Origin of the sequence: Pseudomonas sp. MUP55 (assembly GCF_034043515.1) — a bacterium.
Classification (GTDB): Bacteria; Pseudomonadota; Gammaproteobacteria; order Pseudomonadales; family Pseudomonadaceae; genus Aquipseudomonas.
The window spans coordinates 5,415,267-5,438,899 of record NZ_CP138214.1 but is presented as its reverse complement, the minus strand read 5'-3'; the positions used below and the strand labels follow the sequence as shown (position 1 = coordinate 5,438,899).

Annotated in this window: 23 protein-coding genes; 14 read left to right on the top strand and 9 right to left on the bottom strand. The window is 61.8% G+C overall.

Annotation, left to right across the window (positions count from 1 at the left end):
* Entirely contained in the window at window positions 1–771 is a 771-nt protein-coding gene (locus tag SC318_RS24585) for an electron transfer flavoprotein subunit beta (protein ID WP_320428790.1), read from the top strand.
* Window positions 772–1,610: 839 nt separating this feature from the next.
* Here SC318_RS24585 and gbcA read toward each other — a convergent pair.
* Entirely contained in the window at window positions 1,611–2,906 is a 1,296-nt protein-coding gene (gbcA, locus tag SC318_RS24580) for a glycine betaine monooxygenase oxygenase subunit (protein WP_124388507.1), read from the bottom strand.
* A 283-nt stretch (window positions 2,907–3,189) separates the two neighbouring features.
* On the opposite strand from gbcA, the gene gbcB reads away from it, so the two are divergent.
* Window positions 3,190–4,290, top strand: coding sequence for a glycine betaine monooxygenase reductase subunit (gene gbcB, locus SC318_RS24575; protein ID WP_320428789.1), 1,101 nt, complete (start codon window positions 3,190–3,192; stop codon window positions 4,288–4,290).
* Window positions 4,291–4,427: 137 nt separating this feature from the next.
* Here the strand turns inward: gbcB and SC318_RS24570 are convergent, their stop codons facing one another.
* The 3 genes from SC318_RS24570 to SC318_RS24560 form a co-directional block, all read right to left on the bottom strand.
* Entirely contained in the window at window positions 4,428–4,961 is a 534-nt protein-coding gene (locus SC318_RS24570) for an REP-associated tyrosine transposase (protein WP_320428788.1), read from the bottom strand.
* An 84-nt stretch (window positions 4,962–5,045) separates the two neighbouring features.
* Window positions 5,046–5,246 carry a hypothetical protein gene (locus SC318_RS24565; protein ID WP_320428787.1) on the bottom strand — a complete coding sequence of 67 codons (201 nt, stop codon included), beginning with the start codon at window positions 5,244–5,246 and terminating at the stop codon, window positions 5,046–5,048.
* A 193-nt stretch (window positions 5,247–5,439) separates the two neighbouring features.
* On the bottom strand, window positions 5,440–6,480 hold the full coding sequence (locus SC318_RS24560; protein ID WP_124388505.1) for a threonine aldolase family protein: 1,041 nt from the start codon (window positions 6,478–6,480) through the stop codon (window positions 5,440–5,442).
* Window positions 6,481–6,570: 90 nt separating this feature from the next.
* Here SC318_RS24560 and SC318_RS24555 point away from each other — a divergent pair, with 90 nt between their 5' ends.
* From SC318_RS24555 to fdhA, 8 genes are all read left to right on the top strand, one after another.
* Entirely contained in the window at window positions 6,571–7,299 is a 729-nt protein-coding gene (locus SC318_RS24555; protein ID WP_320431285.1) for a TraX family protein, read from the top strand.
* A 252-nt stretch (window positions 7,300–7,551) separates the two neighbouring features.
* Complete coding sequence (gene glyA / locus SC318_RS24550; RefSeq protein ID WP_124388503.1) at window positions 7,552–8,805, top strand: serine hydroxymethyltransferase; 1,254 nt, start codon at window positions 7,552–7,554, stop codon at window positions 8,803–8,805.
* Window positions 8,806–8,827: 22 nt separating this feature from the next.
* Window positions 8,828–10,078, top strand: a complete 1,251-nt coding sequence (locus SC318_RS24545; RefSeq protein ID WP_010207084.1) for a sarcosine oxidase subunit beta — start codon at window positions 8,828–8,830, stop codon at window positions 10,076–10,078.
* Between the two features lie 15 nt (window positions 10,079–10,093).
* The gene (locus SC318_RS24540) at window positions 10,094–10,396 is read left to right on the top strand and encodes a sarcosine oxidase subunit delta (protein WP_027605979.1); all 303 of its coding nucleotides are present in this window, start codon (window positions 10,094–10,096) and stop codon (window positions 10,394–10,396) included.
* Entirely contained in the window at window positions 10,393–13,410 is a 3,018-nt protein-coding gene (locus tag SC318_RS24535) for a sarcosine oxidase subunit alpha (protein ID WP_320428786.1), read from the top strand. Before SC318_RS24540 ends, SC318_RS24535 begins: the two co-directional genes overlap by 4 nt.
* Before the next feature lie 137 nt (window positions 13,411–13,547).
* A complete protein-coding gene (locus SC318_RS24530) occupies window positions 13,548–14,180 on the top strand; it encodes a sarcosine oxidase subunit gamma (protein ID WP_320428785.1) in 633 nt (210 codons plus the stop codon).
* Window positions 14,181–14,300: 120 nt separating this feature from the next.
* Window positions 14,301–15,158, top strand: coding sequence for a formyltetrahydrofolate deformylase (gene purU, locus SC318_RS24525; protein ID WP_005792124.1), 858 nt, complete (start codon window positions 14,301–14,303; stop codon window positions 15,156–15,158).
* A gap of 187 nt (window positions 15,159–15,345) precedes the next feature.
* Window positions 15,346–16,545 carry a formaldehyde dehydrogenase, glutathione-independent gene (fdhA, locus tag SC318_RS24520; RefSeq protein WP_005792122.1) on the top strand — a complete coding sequence of 400 codons (1,200 nt, stop codon included), beginning with the start codon at window positions 15,346–15,348 and terminating at the stop codon, window positions 16,543–16,545.
* Window positions 16,546–16,828: 283 nt separating this feature from the next.
* Here the strand turns inward: fdhA and SC318_RS24515 are convergent, their stop codons facing one another.
* From SC318_RS24515 to SC318_RS24500, 4 genes are all read right to left on the bottom strand, one after another.
* A complete protein-coding gene (locus SC318_RS24515) occupies window positions 16,829–17,287 on the bottom strand; it encodes an anti-sigma factor domain-containing protein (protein WP_320428784.1) in 459 nt (152 codons plus the stop codon).
* A 119-nt stretch (window positions 17,288–17,406) separates the two neighbouring features.
* Window positions 17,407–17,769 carry a hypothetical protein gene (locus tag SC318_RS24510; protein WP_320428783.1) on the bottom strand — a complete coding sequence of 121 codons (363 nt, stop codon included), beginning with the start codon at window positions 17,767–17,769 and terminating at the stop codon, window positions 17,407–17,409.
* Between the two features lie 161 nt (window positions 17,770–17,930).
* Window positions 17,931–18,608 (bottom strand): anti-sigma factor, encoded by a 678-nt coding sequence (locus SC318_RS24505; protein WP_320428782.1) that lies wholly within the window; start codon window positions 18,606–18,608, stop codon window positions 17,931–17,933.
* The gene (locus SC318_RS24500) at window positions 18,605–19,231 is read right to left on the bottom strand and encodes an RNA polymerase sigma factor (RefSeq protein WP_320428781.1); all 627 of its coding nucleotides are present in this window, start codon (window positions 19,229–19,231) and stop codon (window positions 18,605–18,607) included. Before SC318_RS24500 ends, SC318_RS24505 begins: the two co-directional genes overlap by 4 nt.
* Before the next feature lie 151 nt (window positions 19,232–19,382).
* Here SC318_RS24500 and SC318_RS24495 point away from each other — a divergent pair, with 151 nt between their 5' ends.
* Window positions 19,383–19,955, top strand: coding sequence for a DUF2780 domain-containing protein (locus SC318_RS24495; RefSeq protein ID WP_320428780.1), 573 nt, complete (start codon window positions 19,383–19,385; stop codon window positions 19,953–19,955).
* Here the strand turns inward: SC318_RS24495 and SC318_RS24490 are convergent.
* On the bottom strand, window positions 19,952–20,839 hold the full coding sequence (locus SC318_RS24490; protein WP_320428779.1) for a 1-acylglycerol-3-phosphate O-acyltransferase, YihG family: 888 nt from the start codon (window positions 20,837–20,839) through the stop codon (window positions 19,952–19,954). The two genes, SC318_RS24495 and SC318_RS24490, sit on opposite strands and share 4 nt — an antisense overlap.
* A gap of 170 nt (window positions 20,840–21,009) precedes the next feature.
* Between SC318_RS24490 and SC318_RS24485 the strand changes: the two genes are divergently transcribed.
* Genes SC318_RS24485 through creC form a run of 3 tightly spaced genes read left to right on the top strand, consistent with a single transcriptional unit; the run spans window position 21,010 to window position 23,630 of the window.
* On the top strand, window positions 21,010–21,513 hold the full coding sequence (locus tag SC318_RS24485) for a retropepsin-like aspartic peptidase RloA2 (protein ID WP_320428778.1): 504 nt from the start codon (window positions 21,010–21,012) through the stop codon (window positions 21,511–21,513).
* Window positions 21,514–21,522: 9 nt separating this feature from the next.
* On the top strand, window positions 21,523–22,191 hold the full coding sequence (creB, locus tag SC318_RS24480) for a two-component system response regulator CreB (protein WP_320428777.1): 669 nt from the start codon (window positions 21,523–21,525) through the stop codon (window positions 22,189–22,191).
* Entirely contained in the window at window positions 22,191–23,630 is a 1,440-nt protein-coding gene (gene creC, locus SC318_RS24475) for a two-component system sensor histidine kinase CreC (RefSeq protein WP_320428776.1), read from the top strand. The genes creB and creC overlap by 1 nt, the downstream gene beginning before the upstream one ends.
* Window positions 23,631–23,633: the final 3 nt, after the last annotated feature.

Below are 23,633 nucleotides of genomic sequence, written 5' to 3'. Positions count from 1 at the left end.
ATGACAAGCAATGTAATCAGCCTGGTATCCGTTGGCGCCCACCCCACTTCCGGGCGCCCGCGCCGCGCCGAACAGGACGCCCGCGCCGTCGAACTGGGCCTGCAGATGGCTGGGGACAAGTTGCAGGTGCTGCACGCGGGCGACATCCACGAACCCACCTTACGCAGCTACCTGGGCATGGGCTTGCCGCAATTGCACGTGCTGGAACAGCCGGCAGGCGCCGATGCGTTGCCGGCGTTGAGTGAATATCTGCGCGACGCCGGTGCCCAGGTGGTGCTTACCGGCAGCCAGGCGGAAACCGGCGAAGGTTCGGGGATGTTGCCGTTCCTGTTGGCCGAGCAGCTGGGCTGGCCACTGATTGTGGGGCTGGCTCACGTCGAGTCCATCGACGCCGGTGTGGCCCATGTACTGCAGGCGCTGCCACGCGGCCAGCGACGGCGCCTGAAGGTCCGCCTGCCGTTCCTGGCGACGGTGGATAACGCCGCGCCCAAGCCTCGGCAGAGCGCCTATGGGCCGGCGCAGCGTGGCGAGCTTGCCGCTCACGAAGTCGAGATCGAACAGGATGAGTTATTCACAGGGGCGCTGCTGCAACCGGCCAAGCCCCGGCCCAAGCGCCTGAAGGTGATCAAGGCCAAGAGCGGCGCCGACCGCATGAAAGCCGCTACAGCCAAGGCCAGTGGCGGCGGCGGGCAGGTGCTCAAGGGCCTGAGCCCGGAGGCGGGCGCTGAGGCCATTCTCAAGCTGCTGATAGAAGAAGGTGTCGTACGCTGAACCCTTGTGGGAGGGGGCTTGCTCGCGATGGCGGAGTGTCAGTTGATAGCGCTGTAACTGACCCACCGCTATCGGGGGCGAGCCCCCTCCCACATTGGACCTGTGCTTTACCCACAATCGCTGTTGAACCGCCTGTGGATAACCTGTTCGCGGTTGGCTAGACGCCCTGTATATCGGGCCCCGTAAGCCTCTGTACGAAAAACAACCAGCCTAACTCGCGGTTTTTCCTCGGTTTTTCCCCGTACTGAGGTCCAGACTTGCCCCCAAAGTCTGTTGGCGCTTCTGTGGATAAGATGTTCGCTGTCGGCTGAAAGCCTTATAAACAAAGGCTTTCCTCGGTCTGATCAAAATCTGATCAATCATCCTTTTCTCGGCCCTGAAAAGGGCTGGACGCCCCGATATATGCAGGTTTGCCGTGGTTTTCCACAGTGTGGGTAAAGTTGCCCCCAAAGTCTGTTGGTGCTTCTGTGGATAAGGTGTTCGCGTAGTGCTACAGGCCAAGTAATCCGTGGGTTGCGGTTGTTTGATCAAAAAACGACCAGGGACCTGTTAAACCCATTGGTTTGAATAAGTCACGGATTTTCCTGGTTTAATTTTGAAGGGGGCCGGTACTTGCCCACAATTGCTGTGGGTGTCTTTGTGGATAAGTTGTTGGGTAAAGGCTGGAGGGCCGGCTTTTAGCGGTCCGCGTGAGAGTTGATCAAATATTGTTCAGCGCCTGGTACAAGTGTGGGAGGGGGCTTGCTCCCGATAGCGGAGTATCAGCCAATGCATGTGCAAGCTGATCCATCCCTATCGGGAGCAAGCCCCCTCCCACATTTCGATCTACGGCGTGTCAGTTATTCGTGTGCGGCCACGCCCTTAAGGTAGGGCGCTGGCGCGGCGCCGAGGTTGTTCAGCATGCGCTCGCTGTACCAGTCCACAAAGTTCACCACACCGAACTCATAGGTCTTGGAGTACGGGCCTGGCTGGTAAGCGGTGGAGTTGATGCCGCGCTGGTTTTCTTCGGCCAGGCGACGGTCCTGGTCGTTGGTGGCGTCCCACACCTGGCGCATGCGGTCGACGTCGTAGTCCACGCCTTCCACGGCATCCTTGTGCACGATCCACTTGGTGGTGACCATGGTCTCCTGGGCGCTGATCGGCCACACGGTGAACACGATGATGTGGTCGCCCATGCAGTGGTTCCACGAATGGGGCAGGTGCAGGATACGCATCGAACCAAGGTCGGGGTTCTTGATGCGACCCATCAACTTGGCGCAACCCTGTTTGCCATCGAGGGTCATCGACACGGTGCCCTTGAGCAACGGCATGCGCACGATGCGGTTACGCAAACCGAAGCTGGCGTGTGCGTAAGGGATCTTCTCGGCGTCCCAGGCGGCGGCGGACGCGGCGACGTGGTCCTTGAACGCCTGGTCGGCGCGCGGGTCGGTGACGTCGTCCCATTCCAGCAGGGTTTTGAGCAGTTCCGGGTGCGACGCGTTGCAGTGGTAGCACTCGCGGTTGTTTTCCAGTACCAGCTTCCAGTTGGCTTTTTCAAACAAGGTGGTCTGAATCGCCACCTTGGTGTTCTCCATGTCGTAGGGTTCCATGTAATGGTTCAGGGTCGACAGGAAGTCATCGATGGCCGGTGGATTTTCGGCCAGGCTGATGAAGATGTAGCCACCGGCGGTCTTCACGTTCACGGGCTTGAGGCCGTACTGCTTCATGTCGAAGTCGGCGCCCATCTCGGTGCCGGCGAACAGCAGGCGACCGTCCAGCTCGTAGGTCCATTGGTGGTAGTGGCAGACCAGCTTGGCCACCTTGCCTTTGTCGCTGGTGCACAAGCGCGAGCCACGGTGGCGGCACACGTTGTGAAACGCATGCACCACGCCGTCGGCGCCACGGATCACGATGATCGGGTTCTTGCCCACTTGCAGGGTCAGGTAGTTGCCCTTGGTGGGGATTTCGCAGGTCATGCCGGCGATCAACCACTCTTTCTGGAAGATTTCCTGCATGTCGATATCGAACAGCCGCTCATCAGAGTAAAACGGCTGCGGCAGCGAAAAGGTGCGCTCGCGCTCTTGCAGCATCTGCGCGGTGGCCTTGCGTGCGGGTTCCAGCGGATCGCCCAAGCTCAAGGTTGCGGTGACGTCCATCGTGTATGTCCTCAGGGCCATTCTGTGTGGCCGGCGAATAGTGGCTACGGTTGGTGCTGTGCAAGGCGTAAAGAAAGCGTCTTCGTTGGGAGCGAGTGTGGGCCCGGCGTTGGGTCGAACCTTATCCATGGGCGACATGGCCCAATCTGATCCCGACGCGCAACCCCCTGTGGTTGGGGGCTGGTCGCGGTAAGTATGTGAATGTCGCAGATAGGTAAATGGCGGATTCTCGCGTTACGCAGAATCGCCACCATAAGGCCGAGCCTCGGCGGTGGAGAACAGTATGTCCAACAGCTTCCTGAACCCGGTAACCACCCAGACCTGGGCCAATGGTCGGCACATCGTCCGTTGCGTCAAAGTCATCCAGGAAACCTGGGACGTGCGCACCTTCTGTTTCATGGCCGACCAACCGATCCTGTTCTTCTTCAAACCCGGGCAGTTCGTCACCCTTGAGCTGGAGATCGAAGGCCAGCCGATCATGCGTTCCTACACCATCTCCAGTTCGCCGTCGGTGCCGTATAGCTTCTCGGTGACCATCAAGCGCGTGCCGGGCGGGCGTGTTTCCAACTGGCTGCATGACACGCTGCATGAAGGCCAGGAACTGGCGGTGCACGGGCCGGTGGGGCTGTTCAACGCCATCGACTTCCCAAGCCCCAAAGTGCTGTACCTGAGCGGTGGCGTGGGGATCACGCCAGTGATGTCCATGGCGCGCTGGTTCTACGACACCAACGCCAATGTCGACATGACGTTCGTTCACAGCGCCCGCTCGCCCAAAGACATCATCTACCACCGCGAGCTGGAGCACATGGCGTCGCGGATCGACAACTTCAGCCTGCACCTGATCTGCGAAAAACATGGCCTGGGCGAACCCTGGGCCGGCTATCGCGGCTACCTGCACCACAAGATGCTGGAACTGATGGTGCCGGACTTCCTTGAGCGCGAAGTGTTCTGCTGCGGCCCCACGCCCTACATGAGCGCGGTCAAGCGCCTGCTGGAAGCCGCCGGCTTCGATATGGCGCGTTATCACGAAGAATCCTTCGGCGCGACACCGCCGGAAGCGCGGGCCGACGCGGTGGAGCAAGCCGAACAAGCCGCCGACGCCCCCGAGGTCGATCTGGCGGACCTGCACCAGGTGGAATTCATTGCCTCGGGCAAGAGCATCCGTGTGGCACCGGGCGAAACCGTGCATGCGGCAGCGGCCAAGCTGGGGCTGCTGATCCCCAAGGCATGCGGCATGGGCATCTGCGGCACATGCAAAGTGATGAAGCTCGGCGGGGAAGTCGAGATGGAACACAACGGCGGGATCACCGAAGAGGACGAAGCCGAGGGTTACATCCTGTCGTGCTGCAGCGTGCCCAAGGGCGACGTGCGCATCGAGTTCTGACCCGCGCGCGGGTGACGCGGAGCGTCGCGGGAGGCATTCCCACGCGGAGCGTGGGAACGATCGGGATCACTGAACACTGATTGTTCCCACGCTCCGCGTGGTAACACCTCCTGGGACGCTCCGCGTCCCGCGTCTCATCAGAGCCAGGGCTGGATGTCGATCAACCCCTCCATCCCTGCATAGTTGCGAGCGCTGGAATACCGCCAGTGTTCTGCCCGGTCCACATAGCCTCGTTTCACGGGGTTGTGATGGATGTAGTCAAGCTTCTGCCGCATGACTGCCTCGCTGTAGACCAGTTCTGCATGGGAGCCTTCCTGCCACAGCTGATAAACACGATCTGCCTTGTGTGCCCGTTTGCTGAAACGCAGGCGCTGCAATACGCGCTCCGCACCTGTGTTCTGCAGGTCGTCGATGATGGTGCGGGCGGTGAAGGATTTGAATTGGCTGACGCATTTTCCCAAGTCGGGTGCCTGGGCAACGTAGTGCAAGTGATTTTCCAGTACGACGTAGCCAAACAGTTGTAAAGCGTGATTGCTTTGCTGATATCGCCAGCAATCCAAAAGACGGTCCACCAGGTAACTGCGGGTGAAGAGCGGCAGCCACTCCATGACGGTACAGGTTAGAAAGTGCGGTTTTTCGGGTTCGGTGATGACGTAGCGGCTTCTGCCCACGTGCTCATCCTTGAGTTGGGTGGGACGCGGAGCGTCCAGGGGAGGCATTCCCACGCGGAGCGTGGGAACGATCAGTGTGGAGGATTACTGGGCGTAGATGTGTACGACGAAATGCTGGCCTGATGCTGTCAGTTCATAGACTTTGTCGTAGATCCGCAACGTCCTGGATGGCTCGCGGATGGTGTCGCCGACTTTGGCGTGTTTCCTGAACTCATCCCAGTCGATAACGGTGGTGGTGACGGTGTCATCGCCCTGCAGGGTGCTGAAATTGTTTTGATATTCCATGATTAAGCTCTCCATTGGATAGGTATTTCCCGCCGAACATTCGGCAGGTCATAAACCCGAAAGGGGGCAGGCATCGCTGCGTTTTCCTTCCGGGTTCCAAGAGGCTAGACAATGAAATCGCAGCGCGCTGCTGTCAGAAATATCAAAAAACAGACTCGGCAAACGGCCAGCACGGGCTGGTCTGATTTCTACTTTAGGCGTTCATCACTTCCCTGATATCCGCCGCCAATTCCCTTACACGCTCTTCCTCGGTATCCCACGCACACATGAAACGCGCGCCGCCTTTGCCGATGAAGGTGTAGAAGCGCCAGCCCTTAGCCGTCAGTGCTGCGATAGCCGGTTCCGACAGTTGCAGGAACACGCCATTGGCCTGCACCGGGAACATCAATTCCACGCCGGGAATGTCCGCCACCAGGCTGCTGAGCAATTGCGCGCAGCGGTTGGCGTGGCGGGCATGCTTGAGCCAGGCGTCGTTTTCCAGCAGGCCTACCCACGGCGCAGAGAGGAAGCGCATCTTGGACGCCAGCTGGCCAGCCTGTTTGCAGCGGTAGTCGAAGTCTTCGGCGAGCTTGTGGTTGAAGAACAGGATCGCTTCACCCACGGCCATGCCGTTCTTGGTGCCGCCAAAGCACAGCACGTCCACGCCGGCTTTCCAGGTCAGGTCGGCTGGCGAGCAGCCGAGGAACGCGCAGGCGTTGGAGAAGCGTGCGCCGTCCATGTGCAGGTTCAGGCCCAGTTCCTTGCAGGTGGCGCTGATGGCGCGGATTTCTTCCGGGGTATAGACGCTGCCGACCTCGGTGGCCTGGGTGAGGGTGACCACGCGCGGTTTCGGGTAGTGGATATCCTGGCGCTTGAGTGCAATTTCGCGGATCGATTCGGGGGTCAGCTTGCCGTTTTCGGTGCGCGCGGTGAGCAGCTTTGAGCCGTTGGAGAAAAATTCCGGCGCGCCGCATTCGTCGGTCTCGACGTGGGCGGTTTCCGAGCAAATCACGCTATGGTAGCTCTGGCACAGCGAGGACAGCGCCAGGGAGTTGGCCGCGGTACCGTTGAAGGCAAAGAACACTTCGCAGTCGGTTTCGAACAGGTTGCGGAAACCGTCGGCGGCGCGATGGGTCCACTCATCATCGCCGTAGGCGCGTTGATGGCCCTGGTTGGCTTGTTCCATGGCGGCCCAGGCTTCCGGGCAGATGCCGGAATAGTTGTCGCTGGCGAATTGTTGGCTCTTGTCAGTCATGGCCCATTCCTGTGGTCGATGTTGGTGCGCACTTTAACCAAGATTGGGAGGGGGGCGCACGCACTGTAAATGCAAAGTCGATGGGGAATTATGCACGCTACTCACACCCTGCCTGTCGGACGTGTCCGAGATGGCGCTTTGGACCTACTCAAGTGGCTGGCGCTGCTGAGCATGGTGCTGGACCACCTGCGCTATGTGGGGTTGAGTCTGGATGGTCTGTATGTGCCGGGGCGCCTGGCGTTCCCGTGGTTTTGCCTGGCGATCGCGGCCAATCTGCACCGGGTCCGGAATGTGGCGGTGATCGGGCAGTGGCGCTACCTGGGCTGGCTGCTGCTGTTCAGCGTGATCAGCGAAGTGCCTTACCGGATGTTCATCGAGGATGCCGATACGTTGAACGTGTTGCCGACCTTGGCGCTGGGATTGCTGGTTGCGCGAGGATGGCAGCAGAAAGCGCTTTTTGATCGAGGATTGGCGCTGATTGCCCTTACGATAGGCGCTGTATTTTCCTCGCACCTGATGTTCGGTTTTTTCGGTGTATTGCTGCCGATGGCGATGCTGCTGGTATTCAGCCGACCCTGGTATTTCAGCGTTTTGCCGGGTTTGGTCTGCGTGGGTGCCAATCAATGGCAGGTTTTGCTCAGCAGCGGCACGCCGGTCGCGTTAATGGGATTGGCCGCATGCCTGATTGCGCCATTGGCGGGATTGGTCTTATTACGACATCCCACAAGCGCCTCACCACCCGCGATGCGCCGCTGGGCCTATGGCCTCTATCCCTTGCATTTCCTCCTGCTGCTACTCATCCGTCAGATCATCGCCTAACCCTTGTGGGAGGGGGCTTGCCCCCGATTGCGGTCTATCAGTTTGTCTATCAGTGGCTGGCACTCCGCTATCGGGGGCGAGCCCCCTCCCACACAAGCCCCCTCCCACATTTAGTTCTGTGTTGTTGCTGCTATGTCGTAAACGCGCCTTTGCGTGGCGTCCGCAGGCATTTGACCTGCCCGCGCCAGCCCTACCATCGCATCAAAGGGCCCTGCACGGGCCTCAACAATACGAAAGGCTGGGAGAGACGCGATGTTCAGCAAACAAGACCAGATCCAGGGATATGACGACGCACTGCTGGCGGCGATGAATGCCGAGGAGCAGCGCCAGGAAGATCATATCGAGCTGATCGCGTCGGAGAACTACACCAGCAAGCGCGTCATGGAAGCTCAAGGCAGCGGCCTGACCAACAAATACGCCGAAGGCTACCCGGGCAAGCGCTACTACGGTGGCTGCGAGCACGTGGACAAGGTCGAGGCCCTGGCCATCGAGCGCGCCAAGCAGCTGTTCGGCGCCGATTACGCCAACGTGCAGCCGCACTCCGGCTCATCGGCCAACAGCGCGGTGTACCTGGCGCTGATCAACGCCGGCGACACCATTCTGGGCATGAGCCTGGCCCACGGCGGCCACCTGACCCACGGCGCCAAAGTGTCGTCCTCGGGCAAGCTGTACAACGCGGTGCAATACGGCATCAACACCGACACCGGCCTGATCGACTACGACGAAGTCGAGCGCCTGGCGGTGGAGCACAAGCCGAAGATGGTGGTGGCCGGTTTCTCTGCCTACTCCAAGACTCTGGATTTCCCACGCTTCCGTCAGATCGCCGACAAGGTGGGCGCGCTGCTGTTCGTCGACATGGCCCACGTCGCCGGCCTGGTGGCTGCCGGTCTGTACCCGAACCCGCTGCCCTACGCGGACGTCGTCACCACCACCACCCACAAGACCCTGCGCGGTCCACGCGGTGGCCTGATCCTGGCCAAGGCCAACGAAGCCATCGAAAAGAAACTCAACGCCGCCGTATTCCCCGGCGCCCAGGGCGGCCCGCTGATGCATGTGATCGCCGGTAAGGCGGTGTGCTTCAAGGAAGCGCTGGAGCCGGGCTTCAAGGTTTATCAGCAGCAGGTGATCGACAACGCCCAGGCCATGGCCGAGGTGTTCATCAAGCGTGGCTACGATGTGGTCTCCGGTGGCACCGACAACCACCTGTTCCTGGTCAGCCTGATCCGTCAGGGCCTGACCGGCAAAGAGGCGGACGCCGCCCTGGGGCGCGCCCACATCACCGTCAACAAGAACGCTGTACCCAATGACCCGCAGTCGCCGTTCGTGACCTCGGGCCTGCGCATCGGCACCCCGGCGGTGACCACGCGTGGCTTCAAAGTGCCGCAATGCATCGAGCTGGCCGGCTGGATCTGCGACATCCTCGACAACCTCGGCGACGCCGATGTCGAGGCCAACGTGGCCAAGCACGTGTCTGCCCTGTGCGCTGATTTCCCGGTTTATCGCTGAGCGCGGTTTTGGAGTAATGACTATGCAACGCTACTCAGGCTTCGGCCTCTTCAAGCACTCCCTCAGCCATCACGAAAACTGGCAGAAGATGTGGCGCACCCCGACCCCGAAAAAGGTCTACGACGTGGTGATCGTCGGCGGCGGCGGGCATGGTCTGGCGACCGCCTACTACCTGGCCAAGGAGCACGGCATCACCAACGTGGCCGTGGTCGAGAAAGGCTGGTTGGGCGGCGGTAACACGGCGCGCAACACCACCATCGTGCGTTCCAACTACCTGTGGGACGAATCGGCGCACCTGTACGAACACGCGATGAAACTCTGGGAAGGCCTGTCCCAGGACCTGAACTACAACGTGATGTTCTCCCAGCGCGGCGTGTACAACCTGTGCCACACCCTGCAGGACATCCGCGACTCCGAGCGCCGCGTCAGCGCCAACCGCCTTAACGGCGTGGATGGCGAGTTGCTCAACGCCAAGCAGGTGGCCGACGAAATTCCCTACCTGGACTGCTCGAAAAACACCCGCTATCCGGTACTCGGCGCCACCGTGCAACGTCGCGGCGGCGTGGCCCGTCACGATGCCGTGGCCTGGGGCTTTGCCCGCGCGGCTGATGCGCTCGGCGTGGACTTGATCCAGCAGACCGAGGTGATCGGCTTTCGCAAGGAAAACGGCGTGTGCATCGGCGTGGAAACCAACAAGGGCTTTATCGGCGCCAAGCGCGTCGGCGTGGTGACGGCCGGTAACTCCGGGCACATGGCTTCGCTGGCGGGCTTTCGCCTGCCGATCGAATCCCACCCGCTGCAAGCGTTGGTGTCGGAGCCGATCAAGCCGATTATCGACAGCGTGATCATGTCCAACGCCGTGCACGGCTACATCAGCCAATCCGACAAGGGCGACCTGGTGATCGGCGCCGGTATCGACGGCTACAACGGCTACGGCCAGCGCGGCTCGTACCCGGTGATCGAGCACACCATCCAGGCCATCGTCGAGATGTTCCCGGTGTTGTCCCGCGTGCGCATGAACCGCCAGTGGGGCGGCATCGTCGACACCACCCCCGACGCCTGCCCGATCATCTCCAAGACCCCGGTGCCGAACATGTTCTTCAACTGCGGTTGGGGCACCGGTGGCTTCAAGGCCACACCGGGCTCAGGCAACGTGTTCGCCGCGAGCCTGGCCAAGGGTGAAATGCACCCGCTGGCCGCGCCTTTTTCCATCGACCGTTTCCACAACGGTGCGCTGATCGACGAACACGGCGCTGCGGCCGTCGCCCACTAACAGGAGAAATTCCCTATGTTGCATATCTTCTGTCCTCACTGTGGCGAACTGCGCTCCGAAGAGGAATTCCACGCCTCCGGCCAAGCGCACATTCCGCGCCCGCTGGACCCGAATGCCTGCACCGATGAAGAGTGGGGCGACTACATGTTCTTTCGCGACAACCCCCGTGGCCTGCACCACGAACTGTGGATTCACGCCGCCGGTTGCCGCCAGTATTTCAACGCCACCCGCGACACCGTCACCTACGAAATTCTTGAAACCTACAAGATCGGTGAGAAGCCTCAGTTCACCGCCAAGGCCTCTGGAGAGAAGGTATGAGCCAGATCAATCGCCTGTCCAACGGTGGCCGCATCGACCGTAACAAAGTGCTGACCTTCAGCTTCAACGGCCAGAGCTACAAAGGTTTTGAAGGCGACACCCTGGCCGCCGCGTTGCTGGCCAACGGCGTCGACATCATCGGCCGCAGCTTCAAGTATTCGCGCCCTCGCGGCATCTTTGCCGCCGGTGCTGAAGAACCCAACGCAGTGCTGCAGATCGGCGCCACCGAAGCCACCCAGATCCCCAACGTGCGCGCCACGCAACAAGCGCTGTACCAGGGTTTGGTCGCCACCAGCACCAACGGCTGGCCGAGCGTGAACAATGACATGATGGGCATTCTCGGCAAGGTCGGCGGCAAGCTGATGCCGCCGGGTTTCTACTACAAAACCTTCATGTACCCGCAGTCGTTCTGGATGACCTACGAGAAGTACATCCGCAAGGCGGCTGGCCTTGGCCGTTCACCCACCGAGAACGACCCGGACACCTACGACAACTTCAACCGTCACTGCGATGTGCTGGTGGTCGGCGCAGGCCCGGCTGGCCTCGCCGCTGCACTGGCGGCTGCCCGCAGCGGCGCCCGTGTGATCATCGCCGATGAGCAGGAAGAATTCGGCGGTTCGCTGCTCGATTCGCGCGAAAGCCTCGACGGCAAGCCGGCCACCGAATGGGTCGCCAGCGTGATTGCCGAGTTGAAAGCCCTGCCGGACGTGGTGCTGCTGCCCCGCGCTACCGTCAACGGTTACCACGACCACAACTTCCTGACCATTCACGAGCGCCTCACCGATCACCTCGGCGACCGTGCGCCCATCGGCGTGGTGCGTCAGCGTATCCACCGTGTGCGCGCCAAGCGCGTGGTGCTGGCCACCGGCGCGTGCGAGCGTCCGCTGGTGTACGGCAACAACGACGTGCCGGGCAACATGCTCGCCGGTGCGGTATCCACTTACGTGCGCCGCTACGGCGTGGCACCGGGTAAAAAGCTGGTGCTGTCGACCAACAACGACCACGCCTACCGCGTGGCCCTGGACTGGTTCGACGCCGGCCTGCAAGTGATCGCCGTGGCCGATGCGCGCCACAACCCACGCGGCGCGCTGGTGGAAGAAGCCCGCGCCAAAGGCATTCGCATCCTCACCGGCAGCGCCGTGATCGAGGCCCGTGGCAGCAAGCACGTGACCGCTGCACGGGTTGCGGCCATCGACGTGAAAGCGCACAAAGTCACCAGTCCCGGCGAGTGGCTCGATTGCGACCTGGTCGCCAGCTCCGGCGGCTACAGCCCGGTGGTGCACTTGGCCTCGCACCTGGGCGGCAAGCCGACCTGGCGTGAAGACATCCTCGGTTTCGTGCCGGGCGAAGCGCCGCAGAAACGCGTGTGCGTGGGCGGCATCAACGGCGTCTATGGCCTGGGTGATTCCCTGGCCGATGGCTTCGAGGGCGGCGTGCGCGCGGCCAGCGAAGCCGGTTTCGCCCCGGTTGAAGGCGTGTTGCCTAAAGCCCTGAGCCGTCTGGAAGAGCCGACCCTGGCGCTGTTCCAGGTGCCTCACGAGAAAGCCACCGCACGGGCGCCGAAGCAATTTGTCGACCTGCAGAACGACGTCACCGCCGCCGCCATCGAACTGGCGACCCGCGAAGGTTTTGAGTCGGTGGAGCACGTCAAGCGCTACACCGCGCTGGGCTTCGGTACCGATCAGGGCAAGCTGGGTAACGTCAACGGCCTGGCCATTGCCGCCCGTTCGCTGAACGTGACCATCCCGCAGATGGGCACCACCATGTTCCGTCCCAACTACACGCCGGTTACCTTCGGCGCGGTAGCGGGCCGTCACTGCGGGCACATCTTCGAACCGGTGCGCTACACCGCATTGCAAGCCTGGCACGTGAAGAACGGCGCCGAATTCGAAGACGTCGGCCAGTGGAAACGCCCATGGTATTTCCCGCGCAACGGTGAAGACCTGCACGCTGCGGTAAAACGCGAATGCCTGGCGGTGCGCGACAGCGTCGGCCTGCTGGATGCGTCCACCCTCGGCAAGATCGATATCCAGGGCCCGGATGCACGTGAGTTCCTCAACCGCATCTACAGCAACGCCTGGACCAAGCTCGACGTGGGCAAGGCGCGCTACGGCCTGATGTGCAAGGAAGACGGCATGGTCTTCGACGACGGCGTCACCGCCTGTCTGGCCGACAACCACTTCCTGATGACCACCACCACCGGCGGCGCGGCACGTGTGCTGCAGTGGCTGGAGATCTACCAGCAGACCGAATGGCCGGACCTGAAGGTGTACTTCACCTCGGTCACCGACCACTGGGCGACCATGACGTTGTCTGGCCCCAACAGCCGCAAGCTGCTGAGCGAAGTCACCGACATCGACCTGGACAAGGACGGCTTCCCCTTCATGACCTGGAAGGAAGGTCTGGTAGGCGGTGTACCGGCGCGGGTGTTCCGGATCTCGTTTACCGGCGAGCTGTCGTATGAAGTCAACGTGCAGGCCGACTACGCCATGGGCGTGCTGGAAAAGATCGTCGAGGCCGGCAAGCAATACAACCTGACCCCGTACGGCACCGAAACCATGCACGTACTGCGTGCCGAGAAGGGCTTCATCATCGTCGGCCAGGACACCGACGGCTCGATGACCCCGGACGACGTGAACATGGGCTGGTGCGTAGGCCGCACCAAACCGTTCTCGTGGATCGGCTGGCGCGGGATGAACCGTGAAGACTGCGTGCGTGAAGAGCGCAAGCAACTGGTGGGCCTCAAGCCGATCGATCCGACGGTATGGCTGCCGGAAGGCGCGCAGTTGGTGTTCGATCCCAAGCAAACCATCCCGATGAAGATGGTCGGCCACGTCACCTCCAGCTATGCGCACAACTCCCTTGGCTATTCGTTTGCCATGGGCGTGGTGAAGGGCGGCTTGAAGCGCATCGGCGAGCGGGTGTTTTCGCCGCAGGCCGATGGCAGCGTGATCGAGGCGGAGATTGTGTCTTCGGTGTTCTTTGACCCGAAAGGTGAACGCCAGAACATCTGATAGAACGAGTCGCCTGCATCGGGGGCAAGTCGAATCGTCGCACCGCCCCTCCCACATTTAAAATGCATTCCCCTGTGGGAGGGGGCTTGCCCCCGATGAGGCCGTCAGCCTCACAACAGAATTCAGACAGGTGCTTTATGACAGCAGCCAACGTGTACCATCAACGCCCCACCACCGGCGCCAAGGCCGAGTCGTCGCTGCACCATGCCGACCTCGCCAGCCTGGTCGGCAAGGGCCGCAAGAACGCCGGCGTAACCGTGCGTGAAAAGAAGCTCCTCGGCCACCTGACTATTCGGGGTGATGGCCACGATGCCGCGTTCGCCGCCGGCGTGCACAAGGCCCTGGGCATCGAACTGCCCGGCGCCCTGAGCGTGATCGTCAAAGGTGAAACCAGCCTGCAATGGCTCGGCCCGGACGAGTGGCTGTTGATCGTGCCAGGCGGCGAAGAGTTCGCCGCCGAACAAAACCTGCGCGCGGCGCTGGGCGACCTGCATATCCAGATCGTCAACGTCAGCGGCGGCCAGCAGATCCTCGAACTCAGCGGCCCGAACGTGCGCGATGTGCTGATGAAGTCCACCAGCTACGACGTGCACCCCAACAACTTCCCGGTGGGCAAGGCAGTGGGCACGGTGTTTGCCAAGTCGCAGTTGGTGATCCGCCACACCGCAGAAGACACCTGGGAACTGCTGATCCGTCGCAGCTTCTCGGATTACTGGTGGTTGTGGTTGCAGGACGCCTCGGCCGAGTTTGGTCTGAGCGTTCAAGCCTGATCGTTCCCACGCTCGGCGTGGGAACGCATCCCGGGACGCTCCGCGTCCCAAGAGCGGACGCAGAGCGTCCATGGCGGCATGCCCACGCAGAGCGTGGGAATGATCAAGGAGTCACCCGTAATGAGCCGCGCACCCGACACATGGATTTTGACCGCCGACTGCCCCAGCGTGCTCGGCACGGTGGACGCGGTCACCCGCTACCTGTTCGAGCAGGGTTGCTACGTCACCGAGCACCACTCGTTCGATGACCGTCTCTCGGGCCGGTTTTTCATCCGCGTGGAATTCCGTCAGCCGGACGGCTTTGACGAACAAGCCTTTCGCGACGGCCTGGCCACGCGTGGCGAAGCCTTTGGCATGATCTTCGAGCTGACGGCGCCGAACTACCGGCCCAAAGTGGTGATCATGGTGTCCAAGGCCGATCACTGCCTGAATGACTTGCTGTATCGCCAGCGCATCGGCCAGCTGTCGATGGACGTGGTCGCGGTGGTGTCCAACCACCCCGATTTGAAACCCCTGGCCGACTGGCACCAGATTCCCTACTACCATTTCCCGCTGGACCCCAACGACAAACCGTCCCAGGAACGCCAGGTGTGGCAAGTGGTGGAAGACACCGGCGCCGAACTGGTGATTCTTGCGCGCTATATGCAGGTGCTGTCGCCGGAGCTGTGCCGCAAGCTGGACGGCAAGGCGATCAACATTCATCACTCGTTGCTGCCGGGGTTCAAGGGCGCCAAGCCGTATCACCAGGCGTACAACAAAGGCGTGAAGCTGGTTGGCGCCACGGCGCATTACATCAACAACGATCTGGATGAAGGGCCGATCATCGCCCAGGGTGTTGAGGTGGTGGACCACAGCCATTACCCCGAGGACCTGATTGCCAAGGGGCGCGATATCGAAGGGCTGACATTGGCGCGGGCGGTGGGGTATCACATTGAACGGCGGGTGTTCTTGAATGCCAATCGGACAGTGGTGCTCTGACTGACGCCATCGGGGGCAAGCCCCCTCCCACCTTTGATTTGTGAATGCAGTCAAATGTGGGAGGGGGCTTGCCCCCGATGAGGCCCTTACAAGCAACACAAGCAACAGCATCTGTAACCCGAGCACTCAACGCGCTGCCCACCCAAGCGGCAACGCAGTTCCATAACAACAACAGCGAGGTGAAAGCATGTCTGGTAATCGTGGTGTCGTGTATCTCGGCAACGGCAAGGTCGAAGTACAGAAAATCGACTATCCCAAAATGCAGGACCCGCGCGGCAGGAAGATCGAGCACGGCGTCATCCTGCGCGTGGTCTCCACCAACATCTGCGGCTCCGATCAACACATGGTGCGCGGCCGCACCACCGCCCAGACCGGCCTGGTACTGGGGCATGAAATCACCGGCGAAGTGATCGAGAAGGGCAGTGACGTCGAGAACCTGAAAATCGGCGACCTGGTTTCCGTTCCCTTCAACGTGGCCTGCGGCCGCTGCCGTTCGTGCAAGGAACAGCACACCGGCGTGTGCCTGACCGTCAACCCGGCCCGCGCCGGTGGCGCCTACGGCTACGTCGACATGGGCGACTGGACCGGCGGCCAGGCTGAATACGTGCTGGTGCCGTACGCCGACTTCAACCTGCTCAAACTGCCGGACCGCGACAAGGCCATGGAGAAAATCCGCGACCTGACCTGCCTCTCCGACATCCTGCCCACTGGCTACCACGGCGCCGTCACGGCCGGCGTTGGCCCGGGCAGCACGGTGTACATCGCCGGCGCCGGCCCGGTCGGTCTGGCGGCGGCCGCCTCCGCACGCTTGCTTGGTGCTGCGGTGGTGATCATCGGCGACGTCAACTCGATCCGCCTGGCCCACGCCAAGGCCCAGGGTTTCGAGATCGTCGACCTGTCCACCGACACCCCACTGCACGAACAAATCGCCGCATTGCTCGGCGAGCCGGAAGTGGATTGTGCGGTCGACTGCGTGGGCTTCGAAGCACGCGGCCACGGCCACGACGGCGTCAAGGCCGAAGCCCCTGCCACCGTGCTCAACTCACTGATGGGCGTGGTGCGCGTAGCCGGCAAGATCGGTATCCCAGGCCTGTACGTCACCGAAGATCCAGGTGCGGTCGATGCTGCTGCGAAAATGGGCAGCCTGAGCATTCGCTTCGGCCTGGGCTGGGCCAAATCCCATAGCTTCCACACCGGGCAAACCCCAGTGATGAAGTACAACCGCCAACTGATGCAGGCCATCATGTGGGACCGTATCAACATTGCCGAGATTGTCGGCGTGCAAGTCATCAGCCTGGATGACGCGCCACGTGGGTATGGCGAGTTCGATGCGGGTGTACCGAAGAAGTTTGTGATTGATCCGCACAAGTTGTTCAGCGCGGCGTAAAGCATCAGGCAAATGAAAAGGGCGACCCGTAGGTCGCCCTTTCTGCATCTGCGACGAACAAGTCGCCCAGGCCCTGAGTATCAACTGCGGGACGCGGAGCGTCCCAGGAGGCATTCCCACGCGGAGCGTGGGAACGATCAACACGCATCGGAATGATCAACACATATCAAATGTGGGAGGGGGCTTGCCCCCGATGGCGGTGGTTCAGTCGGTGCCGCTGTGACTGACTTACCGCTATCGGGAGCAAGCCCCCTCCCACAAGGGATTTATGGTGTTTGGGAGATCAGCGAGTGGCCAGTGCACCCTGGTAGACGGTCGGGCCTGTCGGTTGCTTGCTGATGGAGCCGCCTTTGGTCTCTGAACTCACCATCAATTCCACCGGCTCGCTGATGCTTTCCTGTTGGCGCGGATTGAGGCCAATGATGCCTTTGCCGTCTTCCGGCAGCAGGCCCAGGGACACTGGCGTGCCATCTTTGGGGATTGCCCACAGCTCCAGGCTCTGGTCCGGCGCGGGTGCCGTGGCGGCAATCGGCTGCACTTCCAGGTAATCCTTGTGCGCCATGATTTGCGCGGCGGGCTGCTGGGTCGTCGTCACCAGTGTTGCCGCGGATTTGACGGTGTCCTGGGTGTACAGCGCGCCACCGATACCGGCAACCACCACGACACAGGCGCCGATGAACAGGCGAGGGCGGCTCCAGAATGCAGGCTTGTGCTCAATCATTTGGGGTTGGATCGCAGTCATCAGTTTCTTCCTGACAAATTTTGTAGTCAGTTCATGGACCCTGTTGAGCGCGATGGGTTCCGGAAGCCAATGTTTGACAGGCCCAGGAAAGGCGACTCCTAGAGTCGCCTTTTTACCGATTATTTGAATCTAGACAGCCTGAGGTAAGGGTCGGCGACCTCCCCCTTTTTTATCAGGCGCTTGCCGCCGTAGTCGCAAAATACTTTGCCCTGCCGTTCGCTGATGGTTTGTGCGTGCAATTCGTACTCAGGCGCAAGGTAGTCGTCTTTGGTTGCGGCGGTTTGTCCGGACCATGTCTTGCCGTCGGTGGTGGCGGAGTATTGGTAACCCTCGCCATACGGTGGCGGCAGGTCGGGGTCTGTGTAGGGGGTGGACTGAATGTTCCGGGTGGCGGGGCATTGGCCTATGTTGGCGGGCGGGCGTTGTTGCGGGTTGTTGAGCGCACTGAAGGCGGCATAAAAGTTGGGTATCAATCCGATCATGATCGTTACAGCTCCTGTGTTGAAAGCCTGTTAGAGGCTGTCTTGGGTGAGCTTTGACGAGGGTTCGGTTCCGAGGATGTGTATACCGCGAGCAAGTGAAAAGGCGACTGACGGTTGCGCTTTTTCAATGATCGTTCCCGCGTGGGAACGATCAGCGACGATCAGCGGGAAGCCAGGGCGCCCTGGTACAGCACCGGCCCAGTCGGTTGCCCGGTCGGCGAGCCACCTTGCGGCTCCAGGCTGACGGCGAGGGTCAGCGGTGCGTTCAGCAATGCCTGCTGCGCCTTGCTCAACTGAATTCGGCCTTTACCCGAGGTCGGCACCAATCCCAGGGAGACCGGTTTGCCGCCTGGTGCAATGGCCCACAATTCCAGGGCTCGTGTCGGCTCCACCGCTGCCAGTGAAAGCGGCTCCACTTGCAGATGATCACCAAAGGCCTTGATCTGCAATGCCGGTTGCTGGTTGGCTGCGACCAGCGTGGCGTTGTACTCGGTGTCGATATTCCGTTGATAAAGCACGCCCACCAACACCGCGACGACCACTGCGCACGCGGCCGCCAACAATCGAAAGTTCATCCAGAACGGTTTTTTCTCCGGTACATGCAGCACCTGCGGTTCGATGCGGGCCTTGATGCCTTCCCAGATATGTTTCGGCACCGGCCGCTCCGGCACGCTGCCGGTCAGGCTGGCGAGCGCCTCTTGCCAATGGCCGAGTTCGACGCGCAGGGCGGCGTCTTCCAATAACAGCGCGTCGAAACGTCGACGGGCGGTGGCAGGCATCAGCCCGATTGCATAGTCGGCGGCGAGGGCGCGGCGCAGGGCGGTGGTCTGGTAGTTCATGATTCAAGGCACCTGCGCAGGCGTTCCATGCCACGACGGATCCAGGACTTGACCGAACCCAGCGGCGCGGCCAACTGGTCGGCCAGCTCCGAGCAGGACAGGCCCTGGAAGTAAGCCACGCTGATCGATTGGCGCTGCATGCCGTCGAGCGTGTCCAGGCAGCGCTTCAAGGCGTGGGCTTCGCGTTCGCTGGCGAGTAGGTCGTGGGCGCTGGGGCTCTCGTCGAGCAGGGCGTCCTGCTGTCCGTCGGCCAGGGGCTGTTCGCGGTGTTTGCGCAACTGGTCGATGGCCAGGTTGCGCGTAATGTTGACCATCCAGGTCATCGGCGAGGCCAGGTGCGGTTCGTAGCGCGAAGCGTTGTACCAGATGCGCACGAAGGCTTCCTGCAAGACTTCTTCGGCCAGGTCAGAACGCCCCATGAACCGGTAGGCCACGCCGTGCAGGCGCGGTGAAACGCCGCGATAGAGGGTTTCGAATGCTTGGCGGTTGCCCAGGGCGCATTGGGCCAGTAATGGCCGCAACGGGTCAGTGTCGTGGGTGGAAATAGGCTTTCTCCAAGCCCCCGAGCGAGGGCGGCGGGACGGCGCACGGTAGGCAGAGGGTAGTCCAGCTTGGGCATTCATTCCATCCAGCTCCGGGGCGCAGGTGTTGGATATACGCGGGGGCAGGACATTTGGATGCAGTGTTTTATGAACTCACGTGCGGGTGGGAACATCCTTCCAGACCGTCAGTCAAACGCCTGCTTTTTAGCTCCTACTTTCAGAGGTTGTCTTGATGAAGATTTCACGCGGTTTTGCCCTGTCCTGCCTGTTGACCGTGGCCTCGGCTCCGGTATTCGCCGCAGGTTTCAGCCTTGGCGATGCAGCCAATGCCATCTCCGGCATGCAGGGTGGCAACAACAAAGCCGCCGCCGCCGCGCCGACATCGCAGACCGCCGGCCTGCTGACGGCCCTGACCTCTCAACTCAATATCACCCCCGAGCAAGCCGTCGGCGGCACGGGCGCGATGCTGGGCCTGGCGAAGAACCAGCTGGGCGGCAATGACTATTCGCAATTGGCCAAGAGCGTGCCTGGGCTGGACAAGTTGTCCGGCGACAACGCGCTGGGCAGCCTTGGTGCCTTGAGCGGCATGCTCGGCCAGACCGGCGGCAGCAAGACCAGCGGCCTGGACGGCCTGCTGGGTAACGTGAAAGACACCAACGACTTGAACACCGCGTTCAGCGCCCTGGGCATGGACGACAGCATGGTCGGCAAGTTTGCCCCGGTGATCCTGCAATACCTGGGCGGCCAGGGTGCCAGCGATTCGGTACTGGGCAAGCTGGCCCAGGCCTGGGGCACCGGCAGCTAAGACTGCTGCGCGCGCAGCTGTTCGATGCGCGCGTCTTTTTCCCTCCAGAGCTGGTTGACCCAGTTCTGGACGGTCTGGCGAAACGCCGGGTCGTTTTCGTAATCCCCCTGCCACAACGCCGGATCCAGTTCACGGGTGCGGATGTCCACGATCACCTTCGGCACCGCGCCGCTGATCAAATCCCAGAAACCTGGAATCTTTTGCTGTGGGTACACCACGGTCACGTCGAGGATGGCGTCCAGCTGCTCGCCCATCGCCGCCAGCACGAATGCCACGCCACCGGCCTTGGGTTTGAGCAGCCGGTTGAACGGTGAGTCCTGCTGTTTGCGTTTGGCCTCGCTGAACCGCGTGCCTTCAAGGTAATTGACCACCGTCACCGGTTGGCGCTTGAACAGCTCGCAGGCCTCCTTGGTGATCTTCAGGTCTTGCCCGGCCAGCTCCGGGTGTTTGGCCAGGAACGCCTTGGTGTAGCGCTTCATGAACGGGTAATCCAGCGCCCACCAGGCCAGGCCGAGGAAGGGCACCCAGATCAGCTCTTTTTTCAGGAAGAATTTGAAGAACGGTGTGCGCCGGTTCAGCGCCTGGATCAGGGCCGGAATATCCACCCAGGATTGGTGATTGCTGATGACCAGGTACGAGGTGTCGCCGCGCAGGGCCTCACCGCCACGGATATCCCACTGGGTGGGAATGCACGCCGCGAAGATCAGCTTGTCGATCTCGGCCCAGGTCTCGGCGATCCACATCACCGCCCATGACGCATAGTCACGCGAGCGGCCCGGCGCCACCAGCTTGAGCAGGGCGAACACCATCAACGGGCCGATCAGGATCAGTGTGTTGAGTAACAGCAGCAGGGTGACCAAACAGCCGGTGAGCAGGCGGCGCATAAGCAACTCTTGGAATTCTGTGGGCGGGCAATGATAAGCAAGGTGAGTCTAGAGGCCAAATCGCAAATTGCCGCACGAATGTTTCACAATGGCCCGGTTATGCTCGGTCGTCCAACTAAGTGCTGTGCGTGCGGTCTAGAATCCGTCCACTTCTTTCGAGGAAATCCGTTGTGAAATTGCTCCTTGCCGCGTTCGCCCTTATGGCCGCCGTGCCTGTGTTGGCTGCCGAACCGACCCTCTACGGTCGCTACGAATACATTCAGTTGCCGGAAATCGGCCAGACCTTCAAGGCCAAGATGGACACCGGCGCGCTGACCGCCTCGCTGTCGGCCCGCGACATCGAAACCTTCACCCGTGATGGCGATGACTGGGTGCGCTTCCGTCTCGGCGGCAAGGACGCCGACAACAAGGTCTACGAGCACAAGGTCTCGCGCATCAGCAAGATCAAGAGCCGCGCCGACGAAGATGACGACAAGGACGAAGCCAGCGTGGCCAAGCGCCCGGTGATCGACCTGGAGATGTGCCTGGGTGACGTCAAGCGTACCGTCGAGGTCAACCTCACCGACCGCAGCAGTTTCAACTACCCGCTGCTGATCGGCGCCAAGGCCTTGCGTGAATTCGGTGCAGCGGTAAACCCGGCGCGTCGCTACACTGCCGACAAACCGGACTGCTGACGGACCCCCATGCCGCATATCCTGATTGTCGAAGACGAAGCGGCAATAGCCGACACGCTGATTTTTGCCCTGCAAGGCGAAGGCTTTACCACCACCTGGCTGAGCCTCGGCCAGGCGGCGCTGGAGCATCAGCGCCAGAGCCCGGCCGACCTGATCATCCTCGACATCGGCCTGCCCGACATCAGTGGTTTTGAAACCTGCAAGCAACTGCGCCGGTTCAGCGAAGTGCCGGTGATGTTCCTCAGCGCGCGCGATGGCGAGATCGACCGGGTGGTAGGGCTGGAAATCGGTGCCGACGATTATGTGGTCAAGCCCTTCAGCCCGCGCGAAGTGGCGGCCAGGGTGCGGGCGATCCTCAAACGTGTCGGCCCGAATGTGGCGCCTGCGGTGTTTCAGGTCGACCTGGAACGCATGCAGATCCTGTATCGCAGCCAGCCACTGAGCCTGACGCGTCATGAGTTTCGCCTGCTGCAAAGCCTGCTGGACCAACCCGAGCGAGTGTTCAGCCGCGAGCAACTGCTGGACGCTGTGGGGGTACCGGCCGACGCCGGCTACGAGCGCAATATCGACACCCATATCAAAAGCCTGCGCAGCAAACTGCGCAGCGTGGCCGCCGATGCCGAACCGATCCAGACGCATCGCGGCCTGGGTTACAGCTACAGCCCGAGCCATAGCTGATGCGCCTGGGGCTGCGGATCTTCCTGGTGTACGCGCTGTTCATCGGCCTGACCGGCTATTTCGTGCTCAACACGGTAATGAAGGAAATCCGCCCGGGCGTGCGCCAGTCCACCGAAGAAACCTTGGTGGACACCGCCAACCTGCTCGCCGAAATCCTGCGCGATGATGTGAAGAACGGCACCCTCGGCCAGAGCCGCTGGCCCGAGCTGCTCAAGGCTTACGGCAATCGTCAGCCGGGGGCGGTCATCTGGGGCCTGCCGAAGAACCAGGTCAACCATCGCATCTATGTCACCGACGCCAAGGGCAGGGTACTGCTCGACTCCACGGGCGACGCGGTGGGCCAGGACTATTCCAAGTGGAACGACGTGTACCTGACCCTGCGCGGCGAGTACGGCGCGCGATCCTCGCGCAGCGAGCCGGATAACCCCAACTCATCGGTGATGCACGTGGGCGCGCCGATTCGCGACGACGGCCGCATTATCGGCGTGGTCACCGTGGCCAAGCCCAACAGCTCGTTGCAGCCCTACGTCGACCGCACCGAGCGACGCCTGCTGTGGTACGGCGCCGGGTTGGTGATTCTGGGCCTGCTGCTGGGCGCACTGTTGTCGTGGTGGCTGAGCGTCGCTCTCAAGCGCTTGACCGCCTACGCCCAGGCCGTCAGCGAAGGGCGCAGGGCCGAGTTGCCCCATTACCGGGGCGGCGAGCTCAAGCAACTGTCCACCGCCGTCGAGCACATGCGCACGCAGTTGGAGGGCAAAGCCTATGTCGAACATTACGTGCACACCCTGACCCACGAACTGAAAAGCCCGCTGGCAGCCATTCGCGGTGCGGCGGAGTTGCTGCAGGGCGATATGACCCGCGAACAGCAGCAGCGCTTCGTGGGCAATATCGACAGCGAAAGCGCGCGCCTGCAGCAACTGATCGAGCGGCTGTTGAACCTGGCGCAGGTGGAGCAGCGCCAGGGGCTGGAAGAACAAACGAGTATGACGCTGGCGGGCTTGGTCGACGAAGTGTTGATGGCGCAGTGCGCACGGATCGAAGGCGCCGGCCTGCGCGTCGAACAATGCATTGGCGCCGAGGTGAAGGTGTTTGGCGAGCCGTTCCTGCTGCGCCAGGCCCTGGGCAACCTGTTGGACAACGCGCTGGATTTCACCCCGCCCGGCGGCGCGCTGCGGTTCAGCGCGCAGGTGCAGCACAACGACGTGCAAGTGAGCCTGTTCAACCAGGCCGCGCCGATCCCGGATTACGCCTTGCCGCGCCTGAGCGAGCGGTTCTATTCCCTGCCACGCCCGGCCAGCGGACGCAAAAGCACGGGCCTGGGCCTCAATTTTGTCGAGGAAGTGATGAAGCTGCACGGCGGCCTGCTGCAGATCGGCAACGTGCCTGGCGGCGTGCAGGTGGTGCTGCATCTCCACACAGTCTCCACACTGCCCACATAAAGC